The following is a 21822-nucleotide window of genomic DNA, read 5'->3' as shown; positions in this document are numbered from 1 at the left end:
GGAGAAGGGCGGATCAGGCGCGCGGGGACGGGACGGCGGCGGCCTCGGCCGGGGTGGCGTGGTCGGCCGGGGCGGCCTGATCGGTCACGGCCGGCTCGGTCGGGGCGGGAACGGGCTTCGCCGGTCGGGTCGGCTTGCGCAGGAAGAGCACGAGCACCGGCACCGCGTACGCGACCCAGGCGATCAGCTCCAGCACGGTCGGCGCGGCGGTGATGTTGAACATGCCGGCGAGAAGCGCGCCGTACCAGGCGTTCGGGTCAAGCGTGGCGGAGATGTCGAACGCCTGGTTGTTCAGGCCGGGCAGCACGCCGGCCTCCTGGAAGTCGTGCACCCCGTACTTGAGGATGCCGGCGGCGACCAGGATCAGCAGCGCGCCGGTCCAGGTGAAGAAGCGGCTCAGGTTGATCTTCAGGGCGCTGCGGTAGAGCCCGAAACCGATCACCACGGCGGTGACGATGCCGCCGGCCAGGGCGAGCAGCGAGCCCAACCCGGTGCCGCCGGCCACGCTCTCGGCCGCGGCGTAGAAGATCAGCGCGGTTTCCAGACCCTCCCGGACCACCGCGAGGAAGGCCATCCCGGCGACCGCCAGGGAACCCACGGCGAGCGCGTCGGTGAGCCGGCCGCGCAGCTCGCCCGCGATCGTCCGGGCCGCCTTGCGCATCCAGAAGATCATCCAGGTCACGAACACCACGGCGGCGACGGACGTGACCGCCTCGAAGAACTCGCGCGACTCGGAGGTCCGCAGCAGCGAGGTCGAGGTGTACTGGATCAGCGAGCCGAAGCCGACGGAGAGCGCCACGGCCAGGCCGACGCCGGCCCAGACCTGCGGCAGCCGGTCACGCCGCTGCGACTTCACCAGGAAGGCGATCAGGATGCTGACCACAAGGGTCGCCTCCAGGCCCTCCCGCAGGCCGATCAGGTACGTGGCGAACATCCGTTACTCCGCAGTAGGTCAGGGTTGCCTCAGGTAACTTAGGGCAGCCATACCTTGCTCCTGTTCCCGCGCCCGCGTCAAGTCGTTCACGGCAACGTCACCCCGGCCGGCCGGGGCCGAGAGTCCGCGTACGCGAAAGGGACCGGGACGACCGCGCGGCGGCCGACCCCGGTCCCTCCCGGGAGTGGGAACTCAGTAGCGGTAGTGCTCGGCCTTGAACGGGCCCTCCGGGGAGACGCCCAGGTAGGCGGCCTGCTCCTTGGTGAGCGTGGTCAGCTTGGCGCCGAGCGCGCCCAGGTGCAGCCGGGCGACCTTCTCGTCCAGGTGCTTGGGCAGCACGTAGACGCCAGTGGGGTATTCGTCGGTCTTGGTGAACAGCTCGATCTGGGCGATTGTCTGGTTGGCGAACGAGTTCGACATCACGAAGCTCGGGTGCCCGGTGGCGTTGCCCAGGTTCAGCAGGCGGCCCTCGGAGAGCACGATGATGGCGTGGCCGTCGTCGAACCGCCACACGTCGACCTGCGGCTTGATGTTCTCCCGGGTGACGTCGGAGCGCTTCGCCAGGCCGGCCATGTCGATCTCGTTGTCGAAGTGGCCGATGTTGCCGACGATGGCCTGGTGCTTCATCCGGGCCATGTGCTCGTTGGTGATGACGTCGAAGCAACCGGTCGCGGTGATGAAGATGTCAGCCTGCTCCACCACGTCGTCGAGCGTGGCGACCTGGTAGCCGTCCATCGCCGCCTGCAACGCGCAGATCGGGTCGACCTCGGTCACCACGACCCGGGCGCCCTGGCCGCGCAGCGACTCGGCGCAGCCCTTGCCCACGTCGCCGTAGCCCATGACGACGGCCATCTTGCCGCCGATCAGCACGTCGGTGGCCCGGTTGATGCCGTCGATGAGCGAGTGCCGGCAGCCGTACTTGTTGTCGAACTTGCTCTTGGTCACCGAGTCGTTGACGTTGATCGCCGGGAACAGCAGGGTGCCCGCGCGGTGCATCTCGTAGAGCCGGTGCACGCCCGTGGTGGTCTCCTCGGTGACGCCCTTGATGCCGGCGGCGATCCGGGTCCAGCGCTGGTTGTCCTCACCGAGCGAGCGGTGCAGCAGTTCGAGGATGACCGCGTACTCCTCGGAGTCGGCGGACTCGACCGGCGGCACGGCGCCGGCGGACTCGAACTCCGCGCCCTTGTGCACGAGCAGCGTGGCGTCGCCGCCGTCGTCGAGGATCATGTTGGGGCCCGCACCGTCCGGCCAGGCCAGCACCTGCTCGGTGCACCACCAGTATTCCGGGAGGGTCTCGCCCTTCCAGGCGTAGACCGGGACGCCGGCCGGGGCCTCCGGGGTGCCCTCGGCGCCGACCACGATGGCCGCGGCGGCGTGGTCCTGGGTGGAGAAGATGTTGCAGGACGCCCAGCGGACCTGCGCGCCGAGCGCGACCAGGGTCTCGATCAGGACGGCGGTCTGGACGGTCATGTGCAGCGAGCCGGTGATGCGGGCGCCGGCGAGCGGCTGGGCCTCGGCGAACTCGCGCCGGATCGCCATCAGACCGGGCATCTCGTGCTCCGCGAGCCGGATCTCCTTGCGCCCGAACTCGGCGAGCGACAGATCCGCCACCTTGTAGTCGCCCTCGGCGAGGGTGCTCGGCCGGGCGCCGCTGGGGGCCGCCGGAAGCGTGCTGGTCATGGAAGCTCCTGTCGAAGGAAGTGCTGCGCAGCCTTTCACCTTACGCGCGTGGGCCGGCTCACCCCGGCCCGGTTGGCCGGGCCGGTCGACGACAGCGCACGGGGCGGTCGGTCGTGAACGGACTTTCCGCTCACGGCCCGGCCGCCCCGTGCATCCCCCCGGTTTGGTTCCCCGCGCGTTCCCGGACCTTCGTCGCGACAACGCTGCGCAGTCATAAGGTAACAGCGAGTGCTCGCAGCGTCGGGCCGTTTCGGGAAATCAGCGGATCAGCGCAGGCCGCAGGTGGCCACGAACGCCTCGCCGTCCCCGGCCAGCACGAGCGCGCCGCCCGCCGCCGTACCGACCGCGGACTGCCCCGCCTCCAGGGTCACCTCGCCGACCCCGTCGGTCACGGTCAGCCGGCCGGCCCGGCAGAGCACCACCCGCGGGCCGGGCAGCGTCAGCCGCGTCCCGGTCGAGCCGGCGATCACCGTGACGTGGTGCAGCGCGAAATCCTCCACCGGCACCGGCCAGCTCAGCACCCCGGGCGCCACCGGCTCCGGCCGGACCACCGGATCGGCAAGCACCTCGAACCGCAGCACCCGCAGCAACTCGTCCACGTCGACGCGCTTCGGGGTCAGCCCGCCGCGCAGCACGTTGTCGCTTGCCGCCATGATCTCCACACCGGTGCCGCGCAGGTAGGCGTGCAGGTTTCCGGCCGGCATCCAGATGCCCTCACCTGGCGACAGCCGGACGTGGTGCAGCAGCAGCGCCACCACCACGCCCGGATCGTCCGGATAACCGGCCGCCAGCGTGCGCACAAGCGCGGCGTCCGGCGACGCCGGACCGGCGACCGCCCCCGCCAGCACGGCCGCCACCAGCCCCGCGCGCTCCGCCTCCGGCCAGCTCAACAACGCGCGTACGGCCTCCCGCAGCCCCGCAGGACCGGTGCGCAACGCCGCCACCACCGGCTCCAGCGCGGGTACGCCGAACCCGGCGAGGGCCGCCGCCGACTCGACCGGGTCGCGGAAGCCGCAGAGCGCGTCGAACTCCTCCAGCGCCACAAGCAGTTCCGGCTTGTGATACGGGTCGACGTAGTTGACCTGCCCGACGTCGGCCGCGTGTCCGGTGCGGGCCTGATCGGCGTCCGGATGCGCCTGGAGGCTCAGTGGCGCGTCCGCGGCCAGCACCTTCAGCAGGAACGGCAGCCGGGTGCCGAACCGGCCCACAAGCCGCTCGCCAAGCCAGTGCTCCGGCTCGGCCACCAGCAGGTCGGTGAGGCTCACCGGCCGGCCGTCCCGATCCACCGTGGCCGGGGCGCCCGGGTGGGCACCCAGCCACAGCTCGGCCTCCGGCCCGTCGCTCGGCACCGGGCGGCCCTGCAACTCGGCGATCGCGGTACGCGAACCCCAGGCGTAGTCCCGGATCCGGCCCTGCAACAACTCCATCGGTCAGCTACCGGGCCGTCCGGCCACCTCGTCGACCGCCGCGGCCTGCGGCGCGGTCACGCCGGCTCCGTCAACCGTCTCCTCCGGCACGGCGGTGTCGGCCGCCTGCCCGGTGCCGGCCCGCTCCGCCGCCACGCTGTAGATGTCCGGCTCCAGATAGATCACCCGGGCGATCGGCACCTCGCGGCGGATCCGCGCCTCGACCGCGTTGATGCCCCGGGCCAACTCCTCGGCGCTCTCACAGGGTTGCACCGCGATCTTCGCGGCCACCATCAGCTCCTCCGGGCCGAGATAGAGCGTCTTCATGTGGATGATCCGCTCGACCTCCGGGCCGCCGGTGACCGCCCGCTCGATCTTGACCAGTTCGCTCCGCTCGGCGCCCTCACCGAGCAGCAGGCTCTTGGTCTCGATCGCCAGCGTGATCGCGATGACCACAAGCAGCACACCGATCATCGCGGTGCCGGCGGCGTCCCACATGCCGTTGCCGGTCGCGAGCGTCAAGCCGACACCGAAGAGCGCGAAGACCAGACCGATCAGGGCGCCGAAGTCCTCCAACAGCACCACCGGCAGCTCCGGGGCCTTGGCCCGACGGATGAACCGGATCCAGGTCTGGTTGCCCCGGATGTGGTTGGACTCCCGGATCGCGGTGCGGAAGGAGAAGCCCTCCATCACGATCGCGGCGAGCAACACCACCACCGGCACCCACTGCCAGCTCTCGATCGGGTGCGGATCGGACGCCTTGTGGTACGCCTCGTAGAGCGCGAACAGGCCGCCGAGGCTGAACAGTACGATCGACACGATGAACGCGTAGATGTAGCGCTCCCGCCCGTACCCGAACGGGTGCTGCGGCGTGGCCTCCCGCTTGGCCCGCCGGCCGCCGATCAGCAGCAGACCCTGGTTGCCGGAGTCGGCCACCGAGTGGATCGACTCCGCAAGCATCGACGACGAACCGGTCAACAGGAACGCGACGAACTTGGTGACGGCGATGCCGAGGTTCGCCGTCAGGGCGGCGACAATCGCCTTCGTGCCCCCGTTTGCGCTCATTCTCCGCCTCGCTCGATGCACGTGTTCACTGGTTAGCCAGCTCCTTCATTTCCGTGATGGCCGGAACCGCCATCGGGTCCAGCCCGTGTGCCAGGGCGAGGTAGACCGAGGCGAAGTCGGGGACCGCCACAAGCGACGCGAGCCGCTCCAACGCGGAACCACCCTCGGCGGTCACCATGTCACAGCGCACCCCGCGCCGTTCGGCGAGCGTCTGCACCGCGTCCGCGCGGCGCTCCTCCACCGCCAGTGGCTCGTCGGTGTCGTCGTCGGCGTTGAGCCCGCCGTCGCGCAACAGCACCAACCGCAGCCGGATCCCGTCCGAGTCCGAGTCGGAGTCGTCCGGATCGGCGAAGATGTCGCGCTCGCCCTCCGCAAGTCCGCCGAAGACGCCGTCGAGCAGGCCCACCCGGCCCCGACCCGCCTCACCCAGTGCGCCGCTGACCACCGGGTAGCGGGCGTTCGCCGACAGCGTGTCACCGAACCGGCGGGCGGCGACGGTCGCCAGCGGGGACGACCCCCAGACGATCGGGACCGAACCGGCCAGGCCCAGCGCGAGGGACTTCGCCGGGTTGACGAAGGACTCGGCGGTCGACCGGCACCTGTCGGCGTCGGCGTCCAACCGGGCCGCGGTCTCGGCCAGGTCCGCCTCGTTGACCTTCACCAGGCCGAGCGCCCGGGCGGCGAGCAGGACCGGCACGGTCAGCGCCCAGAGGCTGGCCCGGGCCGGGGCACGCCGGGGCACCGGGACGAACGGCGCCCGGGCCCGCTCGGCCACCGACTGGAGTTGCGAGTCAGGCGCGCCGACCGCGACCAGCCGGGCCCCACGCCGGTGCGCCGCCTCGGCCGCACCCAACGCCTCCGGACTGCGGCCGGAGGCGCTCACCGCGATGACCACGTCCGCCGCGCCCACCCAACCCGGCACACCGGCGCTGCGATGCGGGATGACCGGCACCGGGCAGCGCGGCCCGGCGACCGTGGCCAGCACGTCCCCGGTACGCCCGGCGGTGCCGATGCCGGCGATGACCACCGCCCTCGGTCGACCGTCGTCACCGAGCACGCCCAGGTTCGCCTCGGCCGCCAGCGCCGCCGACTCGCGCACCTGCGCGCCCGCGGAGGCGGTGAACCGCAGCATCCCGCCCGGGTCACGCTCGGCCAGCAGCGCCGGGTTGTCCAGCAGCGCCTCGTCCGCGTGCCGGTGCCCACTGACCCCGGCCGTCCCGTCCATCACCGCGACGACCCGCCACGCGCGTCGTCGGCGCCGGGGCCACCACGCGCCTCGTCCAGGAGCAGCACCGGGACGTCGTCCCGTACCTCGAAGACGCGACCGCACTCGGTGCAGGTGAGCGTCTGCGCCTGCGGGTCGTAGTCGAGCGGGGCGTGGTGCGTGTCCGGGCAGGCGAGGATCTCGAGCAACTGCGGGTCCAGGGCCACGGCGCGGCTCCTTCCACGTATGCGGTCTCACCGGTCGGCGGTGCCGTCCGGCGCACGCGATCTTAACGGCGAACCGGCCCCGGCACCGGGATGTGTTCGGCACCCGCCGATCGACTCGACGGCCGGGTCACGCCGCCACCACCCACGGTCACGGTAACCCTGGTACCCGGCCGGGTACCGGCTCAGTCCGGCAGCCGGGGCATGACGCTCGTGGCGTCCCCGGCCGGCGGGGCCGGAGGCGCGCCGTACACGTTGCCGGCCGGGCGGGGCGGGGTCGCGCCGCCGTACACGGTCGGCGTCGGCCCGGGCGTCCCGGAGCGGTAGGTGGTGCTGCCGCGCGGCAGCAGGACCGGCGGCTGGTCGGCGGCCGGGCCGCCGTCCGTCCGGTCCGCCCGGCTGCGACGCACCAGCAGGACGATCAGAGCGGCGCCGACGACGACAAGCGCGATACCGAACCACATGATCAGGGAACCTCCGAAGGACGAGTCGTCGGCAGCGGTGTCGGCGGCCGGGCCGACGGCGGCGACCACCGCCGACGTACCTGCCGTCCCGGCCGGCGTGGACGCGGCGGCGCTGGGCGTGGGGGTCGGCGTGGGCTTGCGGGACGGGGTCGGGCTCGGGCTCGGCGGACGCTTGGCGCCCACCAACCGGGCCGAGCCGCCGGCCCGGCCGAGCACCTGACCGTTCGCGGCGCTCGCCTCGCCGGCCAACTCCAGCCGCCCGCCGACAGCGCCGGCCAGGAACGTCACCCGATAGCGCACGTTGGCAGCGCGCCCCTTGCACAGCGGACGGTCGACCGGCGCCACCTGGGCGGTGGAGACGGCGCCACCACCACCGGAGACCGGCGCCGCCACCCAGCGTCCGCCGGTCGCCACCTCCACCCGGACCTGGTCCGCCCGCAGGCCGTCAAGCCTCAACCCGAGCGCGGTACGCAGCAGCACGCAGCCCTCGGTGCGCTTGCGTACCCCGATCGTCACCGCGCCCGCCGAACCGCCCGCGGTGAAGCTGCCCGCCGAGCGCAGCCCGACCCGGTCGCCCTCGGCCATCGCCGGGGACGCCGGGACGGCCGCCAGGCCACCCAGCATCACGCCGACCGTGGCCCAACGCGCCGCGTGCCGCCTCACCGACATCGCCACCTCACCGTTTCCGTCCCGGACGAAGATCCGCCGGTCAGGTTACTACCGGGTCTCCCGGGCACCTGCCCATCGAGCCTCCGACATGTGTGCCGCGACACCCGACGGATGTCAGCCCAGGTCGCCGGTGGCCGCACGTGCTCGACCGCAGAGCCGGTCGGCCGTCCGGATGCTCTCCGACGGTTGGTGCCGGAGCGTCAGGGTCAGTACCCGCAACACCGCCTCGTCCAACCCCGCGCCCCCTCTCGGCGCTGGCGCTGGCGCTGGCGCTTCGAGATCTTGGAAGGAGATGGCCCCCATAGGGGCACTTTCCTTCCAAGATCTTCGTATTTCTTGTCAGGTGGGAGGCGTATCCCTGTTGGTGGGACGGGGTCGGGGTGGCCTCGGGAGATGGGTACGTCTACGGGCGTTCGGTGTCACTGCCGGGGACGGCGGTCTCGATGGTGGGGTCGGCTCCGGGGTCGCCGGCCCGCTGGAGCTGCTCCTCGAACATCACGAAGGTCCGCCGCCTGATTCCCGCGATGAGCGCAGCTTCCTCCGGCGTGTACGCACGCCGCTCGGCGACGGCCTGCTCCTCGATGGCCCGCACGGTCTCGTAGAGCGCAAAGATCGGCCCCTCGCCCCTCAGGTAGCGACCTCGCGCGGCCTCGGTCCGCTGAACGAATTGAGCCGGCGTCCGGACGAAAATTTCACCGCCGATGGCGGAGATGACGTCGTCAATCAGGTCATCGGCCAGCTGCCAGCCGCCTGTCCTTCTGTCCAGCCGCCATGCGGTGATGCCTCCTTCAAGCGTGGAGACCAGCTTCACCGGCGTTTTGTAGTGGTCGTAGTAGGCGGGCAGTTGCACGCCCTCAGCTCTGTCCGTCACTCGGACCCTCCATGCAACGCTGCCTGCAGAGCAGTCCAGAAGAGCTCGCGCTGACGATCGATGATGCCCCTGCGAATGGCCGACTCCATCGCGGTCACGCTACGTCCCTCCTCCTTGGCGACAGCACCGAGATCACGCCGCACCTCGAAGAGGGAGTGCTCCCAGGTAGCCACCTCATCCAACGCGGCCAACTGCAGTCGGAACTCGGCGATGTGACCGTTGGAAGTACGCAGGAACATCTGTACATCCCGATAGCCACCGCTCTGCGGTGACCGGAAGCGATCATCGAACTCGATAAGTTCCCACCGCGTATGGCTCTTAAGGGATGCCAGTGCGCCGTAGAGTTCGTCCAAATTGCGGTAGGAGACGTAGCCGCCTGCCAGATCCGTCAGTTGTGAGGCGTCTCCACCGTAGCTCTCGATCTTGTCCTCGGCCCGCTCACGATCCTTGGGTTTGCTGCGCGGATGATATTCAGCTCTTTCACCGGAGGCCGCCGCCAGGTGGCGTCCCAAGGCGTCGATCTCAAGCTGCGCGACAACCGCCTTCTCGTACAGTTGGTCGAGATAGTCCTTCCGGTAGCGCATGTCGTCGAGGCGATCGTGGTCAAAGCCCGGCTGCGCCGCCTCCGGACCATTGACGAAGAACGACTTGCTGAGTCGGACCTGGTCATCGCTCAACGGCGTCGGCTGGATGTCTGTCACCGGAGCCACTGAGAGTGCTTCGGCTCCCCGGTCAGCGATCTCGTCCAACACGTTCTGCAGGACGTCGATGGCTTGCTGGTGGCTGGCCAGGTGGTGCAGGGTCACCGGCCTGGCGGTCAGCGAGTTGGCGAGTTCCGGGGTCGCCCGGATCATCCGGACCAGGTCGGGCCGCTCCGCGAGCTGCCGCACCAGCGTCTCGGCCAGTAGCTCCTCCCGCCGTGGCGGCGCCTCCCAGCTCTGGTCGAGCATCCGCTGGACGCGCGGGTCGGCGAACAGGTGGGTCAGGTCACCGGCTGCGGTCTCGTCCAACCCCGGCACGAGCCGTCGCAGCGTCGGCCCGTCGGCGTGCTGTGCCAACTCGACAGGCGTCACCCCGGCGGCGAAGGCATCGTCCAGGCTGCCGCTCGTCGCCAGCGCGTCCCGGACGTAGAGCCCGGCGGCGATCCGGTCCGCATGCGCCTCCCGGTGCGACCGGCGGATCCGATCCGGCTCCGGCTCGACCCGCGGCACGCTTCCCGGTCGCACGCCGCCCGGGGGCACGCTTCCCGACGGCAGGCCGCCCGGGGAAGCGCTGTCGGGAGAAGCGCTGCCGGGGAGCCAGGTGCCCGCCGGGCGGTGGAAGGTGGTGGACTCGCCGAGCAGGTGGACGCGGTTGAAGTCCGGCGCTGTCCCGCCGTCGTACGTCGGCGGGTCCGGAGGACGTGGCGGCGCCGCACGGTGCCGAGGCTCGGGCAACACGTTGTAGGCGCCGGGCGGTCGACCCGCGAGCGGCATCGGCCGGCCGTCCGGCCCGAGGACCAGGGCGTCGATGCCCACCACGTTGCTGTCAAGCGGAACGCCACGGTGGCGGTAGAGCGGTTGGCCCGCCACTACCCCGGTCTGCGGATCGAGGTAGAGGACCGTGCCGTTCTGGTTGAGCGCCACCCAGGCGTGCGAGCCGCCGCCCTCGAAGCTGGTGATGAGGAAGGCGTAGCTGCCGTGACCGCCCGCCGCCAGTTGCGCGTGCAGGTCACGGTAGCCGCTGTCGACAAGCATCCGCGGGCCCCCGCCGGTCCTTCCGGAGCGTTCGGGCCCGCACAGGTCCTGGAAACGCCCGCCGGTCGTCTCCTCGACCCGCAGTGGTCCGTCCAGCTCGCCGCCGACCGGCCGGTGGACGTCGCCCGCCAGGTAGCCGTCGAAGGTACGCGGCGCGGCGACCCGCGGCCGGCCGTGCATCCAGGTGTCGTAGAGCGAGAGCGTGCAGTCGAGGCAGTTGATGCCTCGGGTGGCGTCGGCGGCCGGCCCGCCGTCGTTCGCCAGTCGGAACCACCCACCGCGCCGGGGATCGGCGGTCCGGACCACGGTGCCGTCCGGGTTGCGGGGCATCTGCCGTTCGAGGTCGGTCTGGTGCAGTGCGAGCGGAGGCCGAAGGCCGCCACGGCGGCCGTAGGGGCGGGACCGGTCGACCGGCGGTGGGTACCCGTGGCCGGTGAGCGCGGAGTGGTCGACCGTCTCCACCGCGCCGAGGGCCAGGTCCGCCACGTCGTCGTTGATCCGGTAGAAGTCGAGATCGTCCTCGACCATCACCCGCTCAGGTGTCTGCTTCCCGGCGAGGACGTGCCGGGCCTCCTCGCGCAACTCAGACGCCTCGATGCCGGCCTCATGCGCTTCTCGGTGCCAACGCTCGGCTGCCAGTGTGCGTCCCGCTCGGCGGAGTTCCGTCGCCTGCGCCGCCCAGTCACTGGCCCGTTCCTCGTGATAGGTAGCACGTTCGTGAAGCCAGTCCGCTCGCGTCTGACGCCTGCGGTCCTCGAACCAGTCTCGTTGAGATCGTAGATAGCCCCGATAGCGACGCCGATCGAAGGCTTCCCGGTCGGCGGCCACGCGCGCGGCCCGCTCCCGCTCGTTATGGCGGTTCGGGGGCGTCGAGTCGAGCGGGTGGGAGACGCCCGGCAGTGCAGTTGTCGAGTGCTGCGGGGCCAGCGTCTCCAGCATCGGGAAGCGAGGATTTGGTGCGTTCCGCACATCCGGATGGGACATCGTCGGCCCCGGGGCCGACGACAATGGGGCGTGGGTCGGTGGGGCGGGCAGCGGCCCGGGTTGCACGGGACCGGCCACCGGCGAAGCTCGGTCCGGAGATGGGGGCACCGCGGAATGCGGAGCCTCGGCAGCCGATGCGCTGATCGTGGTCGGAGCCCCGGCCGCCTGCACCGAGGCCGACTGTTGGGGAGAACCGGTGTCGGGCACGACGGGCGTGAGCACCGCGCCACCCCGGGTGTCAGCCGGACCGGCCAGGGATGTGCCGGCGGCGGGCAGGTCGGTGGCTACCGAGGACAGTGTCGGATTGGCGGTGGTGGACAGGTGCACCGGATTTGCCGTCGTGACGCTCGGCCCAGCATCCCCCGCGACTGGCGACGGTGCGGTGGTCACCTCCGGGGCCGGCCGCGCCGGGTCGACCGGGGCGGGGTGGTGCGTCGCCGCATCGGCCGTCGGCAGGGCCACCGGTGGCGAAGTGGCGGCCGGTGGGTGACCGACGATCGGATCGCCGTGGTGGGCGGGGGGCGAGTCGGTGGAGGGTTGCGCCGGGGCGAGCCCGGCCGCCTCGGTGCCGGGCGGCACGTCCAAGCCGACCGGCGGAGCGGTGAGACCGCCCAGCTTCCCGTCGAGCCGGTGGTGCAGCGCCGTGTCGGCCTGCCCGGTGGCGGATCCGCTCACGCCGGACGCGGCGGCGCGGGCCAGGTCCTCCAACGACGGGCCCTGGCCGGTGGCGAGGCCCGCCGCGGTCTCGGCGAGGCTCTCGCCCGCCATCTCCCGCCCGAAACGTTCCCCGATCTGCGCGAACCGCCCGCTCGCATGCCGCCCCAGGCCGGCGAGGGGCACGGCGGCGCCACCGGCGAAGCCGCCCAGGCCCGACGCGCCCACGTCGGTCAGGTCCAGGCCGTCCCGGCGACCTGTGGAGTTCTGGTACGCCTGGGTCGCCAGGCTGGTGCCCGCCTCCTGCCCGGCCTCCACCAGACCACCGAGCACCGCCTTACGGGCGAGCCCCCGGGCGCCACTCTTGACGACCTCCTTCGCGGCCCGCTCACCCGCCTCCTTCAGCCCTTCCCTGATCGCCTTGCGGGCCAGTTGGGCGACAAGCCGTTTGAAGATCTGCTGCACAGCGACCCGGGTGGCGGCGACCGCGGCGCCGGCCGCCGGCGACGCCGCGCCAAGCGTGAGCACGGTGACCACCGCGAGGGACAGCAGCTCCACGACCAGGATGCCCAGCTCGATCCAGGCTTCCAGCTTCGCGCCCTCGATGTCGCACCCGCAGGAGTCGACCAGCCGCCCCAACTCGTCGGTGGCCGCCACGAGGACGTGCAGCGGGGCGTCCTCGCCCCCGGCCACCTTGTCCCAGGCCGTGTCGAACGCGTGGGCCACCAGCCCGACCCCGCCGTACCCGCTCTTCACCTCGCCGGCGGCCGTGGTGGCGTCGTCGCGTGGGCCGGCCAGGACGCCGGCCACGCCGTACCACCGATCGGCCAGGTCCCAGACGGCGCGCTCGTTGCCCTCCGGCCACTCCACGCCGACCACCCAGTCGAGTGCCTCGTAGATCCAGCCGGGCACGTCCCAGGGGCAGTAGTCGAGCGGGTGTGGGATCGGGCTGGGCAGCATGCTCACGCGCGGATCCTCCGGTCGTCAGCGCCAGGGCCGATGCGGGTTGTGCCGTTGGTGCGGGATCTTTCCGAGATCCCGGGCGGTGCTCAGGTCCGTCTCCACGGTGGCGGTGACCGAACGGACCACGTCGGAGCCGATCCCGTCGAGCGACCGGCCGAGCAGTTCCCACGCCCGCAGCAGCGTCTCGGCGTACCCCTGGTATTGCTTGTCGAACGCGGCGCCGATGTCGTCCCGCCCCCATGGGCGCTGCGCGCCCGCCGCGGCGATCGGATCTCCGGTCTCACGCCGGGCCGCGGTCACGGCCCTACCGGTCACGGCCAGATCGGCGCCGCCGCGCCGGGCCCGGTCCGCGTCCAGCCAGATCTCTCCCCCGGCCACCTGTCACTCGCCGCGCGAGGCAACGGCGTCGGCCCGGCCCAGCAGCGCACCGAAGTCATGGGTACGCAGGAAGTCAACCGACGGTGAGCCGGGTGGCAGATAGCCGGAGACCAGCTCGCGGGTGGCGTCGGACGCGGCGGCGGAGGCGCGCAGCACGGTTTCGGTGATCTTCCGGCTCAACGCCCGGGCATCCCGGTCGTGGAACACGCCGGGACTCACCTCGACGCTGATCAGCTCACCCCGCGCCCCGACCACCGCGGTGACCTGACCGTCGTCGGAGCGTTCGGTCACCCGCAACTCGGTCAGCTCGCGCTGGAGTTCGTCCAGACCGGATCGGAGTCGTTGGTATTGGCCGTACACCTCGTCGAACCGCGCCCGAAGTGCACGGTTCGCATCCCGGTCCACACTCTCCGACACCGCCACACCCCTCTCGTCACCGTGGGTAGGGCCGACCATACCGGGTGCCACGAATTCCGTGGGGTCCGGTAATTTCAGGTGGTGATCGAGCGACAGCAGGCCGAGCGGATCGCCTCGGTGTGGGCGCGGCGGGACTCCGACCGCCTCGGCTTTCCCTGCACTCCGGTGATCGACGAGTTCGACCTGGGCTACGTGATCGTGTCCACGGTGTCCACCGGGGCCCGTGCCCTGCCCGGCGACCTCCCGACCACGGTCATCGACAAGGAGACCGGCGAGGTGTCCACCTGGCCCCGGGTGCCGGCGGACGCGGTCGAGCAGATGTACCGCCTACGCCGGCCGACCGAGCCCCGCGCTCCCCGCACCGTCGATCCGGCCGGGCAACTGCTCCGCGAGCTGAGCCGGCTGCCCACCCCCGGCGCCGCGGCGCACCTCACCCTGGACGGCCGGCTGCACGTCGCGCAGGGCGCCAAGGGCGACGTCGAGTTGCGGCACCATCCGCTCGTCCGGTCCTACCTGGACGATCTACCCGCCGGCCACCTGGTCCGGGGCGGCGAGCGGCACGCCGAGATGATCGTCGTCTCCGACGCGCTGCACGAACACGACCACCGCCGCGCCGCCGAGGGGCTTCCGCCGCTCTCCGGCGAGGATGCCCGCCGCCTGTTGGCCACGAGTCGGATCGAATCCTTCCGCGTCCGCGAATCGGGCGACCCCGCCGGCGGTTTGTCCGACCTGCGCTGCGAGTCGTGCATCAGGTTCCTCGTGCAGTTCGAAGTGCTGCCCTGGCCGGAGCTGGCCTACGCCGAGGAGTGGCGTCCGGATCCGCAGACCCCTCCTGATCGCGACCGGTTCCCCACGGAGGTCGCGGACGCACTCGTGATCGCCGGCTGGCGGCCGCACTTCGGGGACGAGGTGTCGGCTGCCACCTCGGTCCGGAAGGTCACCGACGTCAGTGGCACGCAGCACGACCATGCTTCCTTCCCGGCCGCGCTGGCGACACTCACCGCCTTTCCCGGGCTGGTGAGCGCCCGGCAAGGTCCGGGTGAGGCGGTATGGATCTCGCGCTTCGAAGTGCGACCACGAAAAGTCGCGCACACCGCGGACACCCTTGCCGACTTCGGCGCGGTCCTGGGCACCCGCCTCTTCCCGCTCGGCAGCGAGCGCCAGGAGAGCATCCTCGCCGTCGACGAGCAGGGCCGGGTCTTCGCGCTCGACCAGGCCGGCGAGTGGTTCCTCGGCGCCGACATCGACGCCGCCCTCACCACCCTGCTGCTCGGCCGCGCCCCCGCCCGGGTGCGCGACGACGGCACCTGGTGAGCCGCTGACCCGCGGCTCACCCCGACCGTCGCGGGCCTCAGCGCAGCAACTGCACCAGGTTGCGGCGGACCAGATTCTTGCCCGGCTCGCGGATCACGTCCATGGCCGCCGCGTTGAGCAGCACGCAACTGCCCGACGGTCCCGTGATCGTCACGGTCACCACCCGGTTGTTGTCCAGGTTGGTCACCCGCAGCCGGGTGCCCACCGGGAACTGCCCGCTGGTGGCGGCCGGGGCCCCGCCCTCGGCGGAGAACGTGATCGCCCCGGTGCAGGCGCTGCGGCCGACCGGCTGGGCGTTGCCCGGTCGGGTCTCGACCGGCTGCACGTCACCGGGGACCGGGGCGGTGCCGTCGAGGCGTTCCACCACGTTACGGCGGATGACGTTCTTGCCGGGTTCGCGGACCAGGTCCATGGCCGAGGCGTTGAGCAGCACGCAGCTGCCCGACGGCCCGGTCACCGTCACGGTGGCCGCCTTGTCGTTGTCCAGGTTCGTCACCCGCAGCCGGGTGCCTACCGGGAACCTGTCACTTGTCGCCGCGGGCGGGCCGCCCTCGGCCGAAAAAGTGACAGACCCGGCGCAGACCGCCCGCCCGGCCGGCGCGGTCTGCGCGAAACCCATCCCTGTGCCCACCGAGACGACCACGCTGGCGGCCACCGCCATGGTCGCCGCCAGCACGTGCTTGCGCTGCACCCTCACGTTCTCTCCCGTCGTCGGTGTCGTTCGATGCCTGGTACGGATGGGAGGGCCGGACCGTTCATTCGACCTGAGGGATCAACACGGAGAGCGACGGGCGTCTTCTGTCCGAGATCTTGCAGCTCGCGTCCGGGACACCGATGGGATGCTGAGGCACCCGCACCGGACCGAAATCCCACCTCTCGGCAGGAGTCCACGTATGTTCGTCGCGCTCGTCACCGCCGCCGCCGTCGGGCTCGCACCGGGAGCCGCCGTCGCCGCCTCGGAACCCACGATCTCGGTCAACTGGCTCGGCACCGCCGACGTCCGCGCGCACAGCGCCACGGTCGGCGGCCGGTACGACTGCGGTGACGAGCGCGGCCTGGCGTACATCGAGGTTCACCTCGGCCAGCGGGTGCGGCGTGCCTCGATCACCGGCTTCGGCTTCGGCGTGATCGGCTCGTGCACCGACGAGCGCACCGCCGGCACCTGGACGGCGACCATTCCGGCCGACCAGGGCGCCTTCCGGGGCGGGCCCGCCACCACCACCGCGCGCCTGGTCGTCGAGCCCAACTCGCTCACCGAGACCACCGAACCGCTGCGCCTGGTCGCAAATTGCTCCCACCGCCGGGCGTGATCCGCTGATCCGCTGATCCGCGGCGTATCGGATAGCTGACAGCACAACGGTTTCGACCAGCAATTCACCGTTCCGCGACGGGAACCACCCGAGTAAGGGATCGAATTTCCTTCTTGTCGTGTCCCACAGTGTCGGCATGCCCTCTTCGACATCTCGAAAGCTGCGCACCCTGGCCGCCGCCGCTTCGGCACTCGGCCTCGCGATCATCGCGATCGTCTGGGGTCTGCGTGGCGTGGAGGTGGCCAGCTGGCTGGCCGGTGTCGGCAGCTTCGTGGCAGCCGTCGCATCGCTCTCCGCCGGCACCGGCGGCCAGCTCTCCCCCAGCCGGTTGGGGCACGTCTTCACGGCCCGCCTCGGCGGACGGATCCGCAGGGTGACCCTCTCCGGTGAGGGCGCCAGCACGTTCCGCGCCACGAGCGGCGGTGTGATCGAGGATATCCAGGCGACCAGGACGCCTGTCACGTCGACGTCGCCTCCCGAGCCGGCCCCGGCGCAGGGAGGCGTCGTCGCCACCGAACCCGCCATCCGGGTGGTCGACGGTCTGATCGACCGCGGCGATCAGCTGCGTACGGTGCTGGGTGGCATTCGGGCATCCGGCCGCGGAACCTTCGCGGTGGTCGGTGGGCACGGCATGGGTAAGACCTCGTTCCTGACCATGCTGCGCGACGCCGTACAGCGGGAGTTCCCGGACGCGGTGCTGATGCCGATGCGGCCACACGAGTCGGCGGAGTTGTACGGGCTCAGCGACGCCTACAGTGGCCAGTACGGGTTCGCGGTCACGCCTGCCGTCGCCGCGCTGCTCCTGGACAAGTCGGCGCAGTTCCTCGGCGACCTGGTGCAGGACGTGATCGGGCAGTTCGGCACCTTCGTCGTCGCCAAGGAGGGGGTGCCGCGTGCAACGAACGTGACGATGAACAACACGTTCGTCGCGAAGTCCTGGGGCGCCATCTCCAATGCCCAGTTCGACGTCAACGTGAAGGGGCCGAAGGAAAGCGCCATCGAACGGCTGAGTCGGGCCCAGCGGCGGGTCGACGACGCCTTCCTCACCGACTGGCGCACCTTCCTGGCCGGCCGGCGGGCGATCCTCATCCTCGACGGCTTCGAGACGCTCATCGACGACGCGGTGGGACAGTGGTTCGTGCGGCTCGCCCGACGCCTGCCGGACACCGCTGTGGTGTTGTCGCTTGTGCCGCGCGAATATGCCGAGCACGGCCGTCCGGTCCTGGATCCGGACCTCATCGAGGAACTCCCGAGGTTCACGGTGGCCGAGGCGCACTCCTACCTGACGTACCACTTCGGCGACCGGGCCGGGATCGGCCTCGCGCAGGCGGTCACGAAGTTCACCGGTGGCCATCCGTACGGGCTCCGGCTCGTCCGCCAGTTCATCAGCGCCCACCTCGACGAGGCGCTGGTCCCGGGCCGTCTCCGGGAGATGCTCATCGACCTCTCCGAGGGCGGTGACCCGCAACTCGACCGGCTGGTCCGCGAGGTGATCCAACCCGACCGGAACCCGAACGTGTGGCGGGTGGCCGAGGTGGCGTCGCTGTTGAACAGCTTCGACGTGCCGATGCTCGTCGACCTGCTCGGCAGCGAGGATCCCCCGGTCGGTCCGGAGCAGGTGAGCAACGCCGTACGGCAGATCGAACGGCTCGGTCTGCTCGATCCGCTGTCGGTCGCCGGGCGGTTCCGCCTGCACGACTTCATCCGGCCCGCGATGTCCGAGGCGGTCCGGCGGTTCACGCCGGACCGGTGGACGCGCATCCACAGCCGGGCGGCCGGCTACTACTACCGCCAGATCACCGAGATCGAGGCGAAGACGGAAACGCCGTACGGGTCCTGGTTCAAGTACGAGGACGCCGTGTGGCAGATGCACGAGACCGAATGGATGTACCACTCCGCCCAGTTGTCCGGCGACCGGGACCTGACCCGGGCACAGTTCGTCGTGCTGTTCCTGGAGGCGTTCTGGTGGTGGGGCCTGTACGTGGACTTCGCGTTCTGCCACCAACTGCTGGAGAACTGGCGGCGGGCGGCTCAGACCGACATGGATCGGGACCTGCTCGACGAGGTCCGCCGCTTCCATGCGAACTATCCGACCGGGCCGGACAAACCGGCGGGTGCCCATTGGACGGAGGCTCGCCACGCCCTGCGTACGGTGGGCGAGCTTTGCGGGGTGGGCCACGGCTGGCAGGCTCCGGGGCGCTCGCCGGAGGCCGAGGGGGTCTTCCGTCGGGCGTGGCTCTACCTGCGGCTGTTCACCGCCCACACCTTCTGGTACGACAATCGGTTCGCCGACGCCGAGCGGACCTACCGGCAGTTGGAGTCGGAGTTCGCCGACCTCGACGACGACTGGATGGTCGCCTGGCTCTACTTCGAGTGGGCGGAGGTCGCGTACGCGGCGGGTGACCACGGGTCGGCCGCGGCCCGGTGCCGCCTGTCGAGCGGGATGATCCGCCGGGTGGCGGAGGCGGGCGAGGTCGACTCGGAGTTGCTAGCGTACGTGCACCGGCTGCTTGCCGACCTGTTGCGCGACACCGATCCGGTCGCCGCCGCGCGGGAGTACGGGCAGGCGGTCAAGCGGGCCTTCGTGTTCCACCGCATGGCCAACTCGCTCGATCCCGCGGTCAGCGCTCCGGACGAGTACACAAGCCAGTTCTACGAGGAGATGGCGACACGGGCGGCCGGCCGGGTGCCCGGGTGGGCCGGGCATCGCTCCTTCCCGGACATTCTGGCGGCTCTGGTCGAGCCGACCGCCGGCGAGGTGCCGGACGTGTCGCTCCTCGACGGGGAGGGTCCGGCGCTTGCCGCCACGCTCTTTCCGCGTGGGCCGCGGCCGAATGAGCTGTACCAGCGCAGAGGTGCCTTCACCGACTACTGGGGTGATGTGGTGGAACGGCTGGACCTGGACGCCGACGTCGAGCTCGACACCATCGACCGGCTCACCGAGGCACTGCGGGGCTGATCAGTCGCCTGTGGTCAGCCGGAGGCGGTCGACCAGCCAGCCGGCCTGCCAGCGTCGCTCCTCGTCGTGGCGGTCACCGCCCGGGTCGAGGCGGCGGGCCTGCGCTGCCCGTGCCGCGACATAGCCGAGCGCGGGGGCCGGGTAGGCGGTGGCCATCTCGACCGCGTCGGCGAGGTAGCCGCACACCAGGGCAGCCGATTGTCGACCGGCCCGCGCCGCCGTCTCCTGCCGGCGCAGCGCCAGCTCACGCAGGCCGGTGAGCGGGTCCGGACCGGCGGGAGACCCGCCGGCCGGTGACGCCAGCAGCCGTTCGGCCGCCTCGGCCAGGGGACCGTCGTCGAGGTCGCCGCACTCGGCGGCGGCGTGCCCGGCCGTCCGTCCCACGCATGCCCGGGCGAACGCGGCCGACGTGTCGGGGTTCCATTCGCCCACGCGATCCGCCAACCGGGCACGTCGCCCGACGACCTTGCGGCCCACCACGGTGACCGGTCCGTCGAACTCGATCGACCACAGTTCGTCGTGCAACCAGTAGGGCAGGTCCGTGACCCGGCAGGCGTGCAGCCCACGGTGGCACGGAGAGACCTCGGGCGCCTCCAGCCAGTCGGTGGACCAGACGTGGCCGGAGAAGGGCCCGACCCGTCCCGCGCCGAGGAACTTGTAGTACGTCACGACGGGGCATCCTCCGCGGTGGATCCCGGCGTCAGGGCGACCAGGTGTTCCGGGACGTGCCGGCCGGGCAGCGCGGCGAGGCTGCTCCGGACGAGTTGTGCCTTGCGGACGTGCTGAAGGCAGGACGGGCAGGTCAGCAGGTGCATCTCCACCAGTTCCCGGGAGTCCGTGGCCACGGTGCCGTCGGCCAGCCGGGCGGTGAGCGTCACCACCCGGTCACAGCGCAGGAAGGCGTCCATCCTCCTCCTTCCCGTCGAGTCGCTTGTCGATGAGGGCGACCACCTCGGCGCGGGCGGCGCCGACGAGTTCCTGGTATTCCTGCTCCGCACACCCGACGAGGGCGGCCGACTCGGCGGGCGTGACGCCGAGCACGTCGGCCAGGATGAGGGCGACCCGTGGCAGCGGGGGCAACCGCCGGACGGCCTGCGCGACCAGGTGCTTCAGCGGCATGTCGTCGGCCCAGTCCGGCGGGTCCGTGCGCCACCACCCGGCCCACGGGTCGTCCTCGCCGGCGAACCACCACTGGAGCACGGACCCGTCGGCCGGATCCGCCGACACGAAGAGCAGCCCGTCGTCCGACAGCGCGTCGAGCAGTTCGGTAAGCACGGCGACCCGTGGCCGGGGTAGCTGTTCCCCACCGGCGAGCCGGGCCAGCACCCGCGCCCAGACGGTGTCGAGCACGGCCCCGGCGCGGTCGTCGGTGGCCAACAGGTCAAGTGCGGCGGCGGTCGCCGGGTAGTCCCGGTGGAGCAGTTCGCCCGCCACGTCGAGGGTCGGTATCTCCGCGTACCGGTCGGTGGTCAACGGGGTCAGTGCGGGCGGCTGCCGTTCGACGGCCGCCAGCAGGGCGGCGAACTCGGGATCGTCATGGACGTCCGGCCCTTCGGCGTCCTCGTAGTAGTCGACGACGAACGACCGGACCAGGTCCTGGGGGATCGCCGCGCCACTCGGACGGACGGCGAGGAGCATGCCGCGTTCCCGTGGCGCGTCGTCGCGTACCCGCGGTTGGACGAAGGGGACGGGCAGCAGGCCGAAGCCGGCGCGCTTGTAGAAGCGCAGCCGGGCGGCGGGGTCGCCGAAGTCACCGGCGGCGTGTGCGCGGGGATCCTCGACCTCGGCGAGCACCACGTCGGCTCCGGAGCGGCGCCACCAGGCCGGCAACACGTGGTCGAGCAGGACCGCGCCGACCCCGCTCCCCCGCAGGCCGGGCCGGACCGCCAGATAGCTCAGCAGCAGCACCCGCTCGAAGGGGTCGGTCACGATGACACCGACGGGAGTGCCGTCGTGCACGGCGACTGCGACCCACGTCGCGTCGGACCCGGCGATGGAATCGAAGGTCACCATCTGCTCCGACGTGAAGCTGGGCTGGAGCACCTCCCGGTATGCCTGCCGCAGCAGGGTGGGGTCCGGCTCCATCGACAGGTCACGCAGGTGGATCCGCCCGAGGGCCGCGTCGACGGTCGGCGGGATCATCCCCACATCCTCGGCCCCGGACGACTCACCCCGCAAGGGGCCCGGGGGACCGGGTGTCAGTGGTTGGGCGGGATCACCCGAAGATGACCCCGGCGGCCCTGTTGGGGGGCCTGGGGCTTGGACTGGTCGCCCTCGGGCGGACGGGGTGGGGCCGGACGGGCGGCCTCCCGGACCGCCTCGGCCAGCGCGACGAGGTCGTCGGTGGTGGGCGGCGGCGGCTCGAACTCGCCCTCGTGCCGCACCACGTCCCAGCCGCGCGGGGCGGTTAGGCTGCGGGCGTGCTGCTCACACAGGTCGTACGTGTGCGGCTCGGCGAACGCCGCGAGCGGGCCCACAACCGCCGTCGACTCGTTGTAGACATAGGTCAATGTGGCGACCGCTTGCCGGGGGCAGCCGTTACGGGAGCAGCGCCGTGGTGACCTCACGTGCGGCAGGGTATCCCCATTAC

General features: G+C 71.6%; 19 protein-coding genes. 3 read left to right on the top strand and 16 right to left on the bottom strand.

Translation table 11 applies throughout. The features are described from left to right. Positions 1-13 precede the first annotated feature (13 nt). The 11 genes from efeU to SM450_RS01920 all read right to left on the bottom strand — a co-directional run bounded on the left by efeU (position 14) and on the right by SM450_RS01920 (position 13649). Positions 14-934, bottom strand: a complete 921-nt coding sequence (gene efeU / locus SM450_RS01970) for an iron uptake transporter permease EfeU (RefSeq protein WP_474617898.1) — start codon at positions 932-934, stop codon at positions 14-16. A gap of 192 nt (positions 935-1126) precedes the next feature. Next, positions 1127-2614 (bottom strand): adenosylhomocysteinase, encoded by a 1488-nt coding sequence (gene ahcY, locus SM450_RS01965; RefSeq protein WP_474617897.1) that lies wholly within the window; start codon positions 2612-2614, stop codon positions 1127-1129. Between the two features lie 266 nt (positions 2615-2880). Continuing rightward, positions 2881-4041, bottom strand: a complete 1161-nt coding sequence (gene manA, locus SM450_RS01960) for a mannose-6-phosphate isomerase, class I (protein WP_474617896.1) — start codon at positions 4039-4041, stop codon at positions 2881-2883. 3 nt (positions 4042-4044) lie between these two features. Then, positions 4045-5085, bottom strand: a complete 1041-nt coding sequence (locus tag SM450_RS01955; protein WP_474617895.1) for a cation diffusion facilitator family transporter — start codon at positions 5083-5085, stop codon at positions 4045-4047. A 25-nt stretch (positions 5086-5110) separates the two neighbouring features. Next, complete coding sequence (locus SM450_RS01950; protein WP_474617894.1) at positions 5111-6313, bottom strand: SIS domain-containing protein; 1203 nt, start codon at positions 6311-6313, stop codon at positions 5111-5113. Next, positions 6310-6516, bottom strand: coding sequence for a Trm112 family protein (locus SM450_RS01945; protein ID WP_281584844.1), 207 nt, complete (start codon positions 6514-6516; stop codon positions 6310-6312). Before SM450_RS01945 ends, SM450_RS01950 begins: the two co-directional genes overlap by 4 nt. A 182-nt stretch (positions 6517-6698) precedes the next feature. After that, positions 6699-7646 (bottom strand): hypothetical protein, encoded by a 948-nt coding sequence (locus SM450_RS01940; protein WP_474617893.1) that lies wholly within the window; start codon positions 7644-7646, stop codon positions 6699-6701. Between the two features lie 403 nt (positions 7647-8049). Then, the gene (locus SM450_RS01935; RefSeq protein WP_474617892.1) at positions 8050-8496 is read right to left on the bottom strand and encodes a hypothetical protein; all 447 of its coding nucleotides are present in this window, start codon (positions 8494-8496) and stop codon (positions 8050-8052) included. 17 nt (positions 8497-8513) lie between these two features. Next, a complete protein-coding gene (locus tag SM450_RS01930; RefSeq protein ID WP_474618350.1) occupies positions 8514-12851 on the bottom strand; it encodes a toxin glutamine deamidase domain-containing protein in 4338 nt (1445 codons plus the stop codon). 24 nt (positions 12852-12875) lie between these two features. Further along, a complete protein-coding gene (locus SM450_RS01925) occupies positions 12876-13232 on the bottom strand; it encodes a hypothetical protein (RefSeq protein WP_474617891.1) in 357 nt (118 codons plus the stop codon). A 3-nt stretch (positions 13233-13235) separates the two neighbouring features. Beyond that, complete coding sequence (locus tag SM450_RS01920; protein WP_474617890.1) at positions 13236-13649, bottom strand: YbaB/EbfC family nucleoid-associated protein; 414 nt, start codon at positions 13647-13649, stop codon at positions 13236-13238. Positions 13650-13727: 78 nt separating this feature from the next. Here SM450_RS01920 and SM450_RS01915 point away from each other — a divergent pair, with 78 nt between their 5' ends. Beyond that, positions 13728-14963: an SUKH-3 domain-containing protein gene (locus SM450_RS01915; RefSeq protein ID WP_474617889.1), complete on the top strand. Its 1236-nt coding sequence runs from the start codon at positions 13728-13730 to the stop codon at positions 14961-14963. A gap of 37 nt (positions 14964-15000) precedes the next feature. Here SM450_RS01915 and SM450_RS01910 read toward each other — a convergent pair whose 3' ends face one another. After that, the gene (locus tag SM450_RS01910) at positions 15001-15660 is read right to left on the bottom strand and encodes an RlpA-like double-psi beta-barrel domain-containing protein (protein ID WP_474617888.1); all 660 of its coding nucleotides are present in this window, start codon (positions 15658-15660) and stop codon (positions 15001-15003) included. 196 nt (positions 15661-15856) lie between these two features. On the opposite strand from SM450_RS01910, the gene SM450_RS01905 reads away from it, so the two are divergent. Further along, the gene (locus SM450_RS01905) at positions 15857-16273 is read left to right on the top strand and encodes a hypothetical protein (protein ID WP_474617887.1); all 417 of its coding nucleotides are present in this window, start codon (positions 15857-15859) and stop codon (positions 16271-16273) included. Between the two features lie 136 nt (positions 16274-16409). Further along, complete coding sequence (locus SM450_RS01900) at positions 16410-19232, top strand: hypothetical protein (RefSeq protein WP_474617886.1); 2823 nt, start codon at positions 16410-16412, stop codon at positions 19230-19232. Here the strand turns inward: SM450_RS01900 and SM450_RS01895 are convergent, their stop codons facing one another. From SM450_RS01895 to SM450_RS01880, 4 genes are read right to left on the bottom strand one after another with little or no spacing between them, the layout of a single operon-like run. After that, on the bottom strand, positions 19233-19901 hold the full coding sequence (locus SM450_RS01895) for a hypothetical protein (protein WP_474617885.1): 669 nt from the start codon (positions 19899-19901) through the stop codon (positions 19233-19235). Next, positions 19898-20140 carry a zf-HC2 domain-containing protein gene (locus SM450_RS01890; protein ID WP_474617884.1) on the bottom strand — a complete coding sequence of 81 codons (243 nt, stop codon included), beginning with the start codon at positions 20138-20140 and terminating at the stop codon, positions 19898-19900. Before SM450_RS01890 ends, SM450_RS01895 begins: the two co-directional genes overlap by 4 nt. Further along, positions 20118-21374, bottom strand: a complete 1257-nt coding sequence (locus tag SM450_RS01885) for a GNAT family N-acetyltransferase (protein WP_474617883.1) — start codon at positions 21372-21374, stop codon at positions 20118-20120. Before SM450_RS01885 ends, SM450_RS01890 begins: the two co-directional genes overlap by 23 nt. A 56-nt stretch (positions 21375-21430) precedes the next feature. Beyond that, entirely contained in the window at positions 21431-21799 is a 369-nt protein-coding gene (locus SM450_RS01880) for a DUF3499 domain-containing protein (protein WP_474617882.1), read from the bottom strand. Positions 21800-21822 lie beyond the last annotated feature (23 nt).

It is taken from the genome of Micromonospora marincola (genome assembly GCF_056150385.1).
Note: the sequence above shows the minus strand (reverse complement) of the source record. Positions and strands in the feature narration are given on the sequence as shown.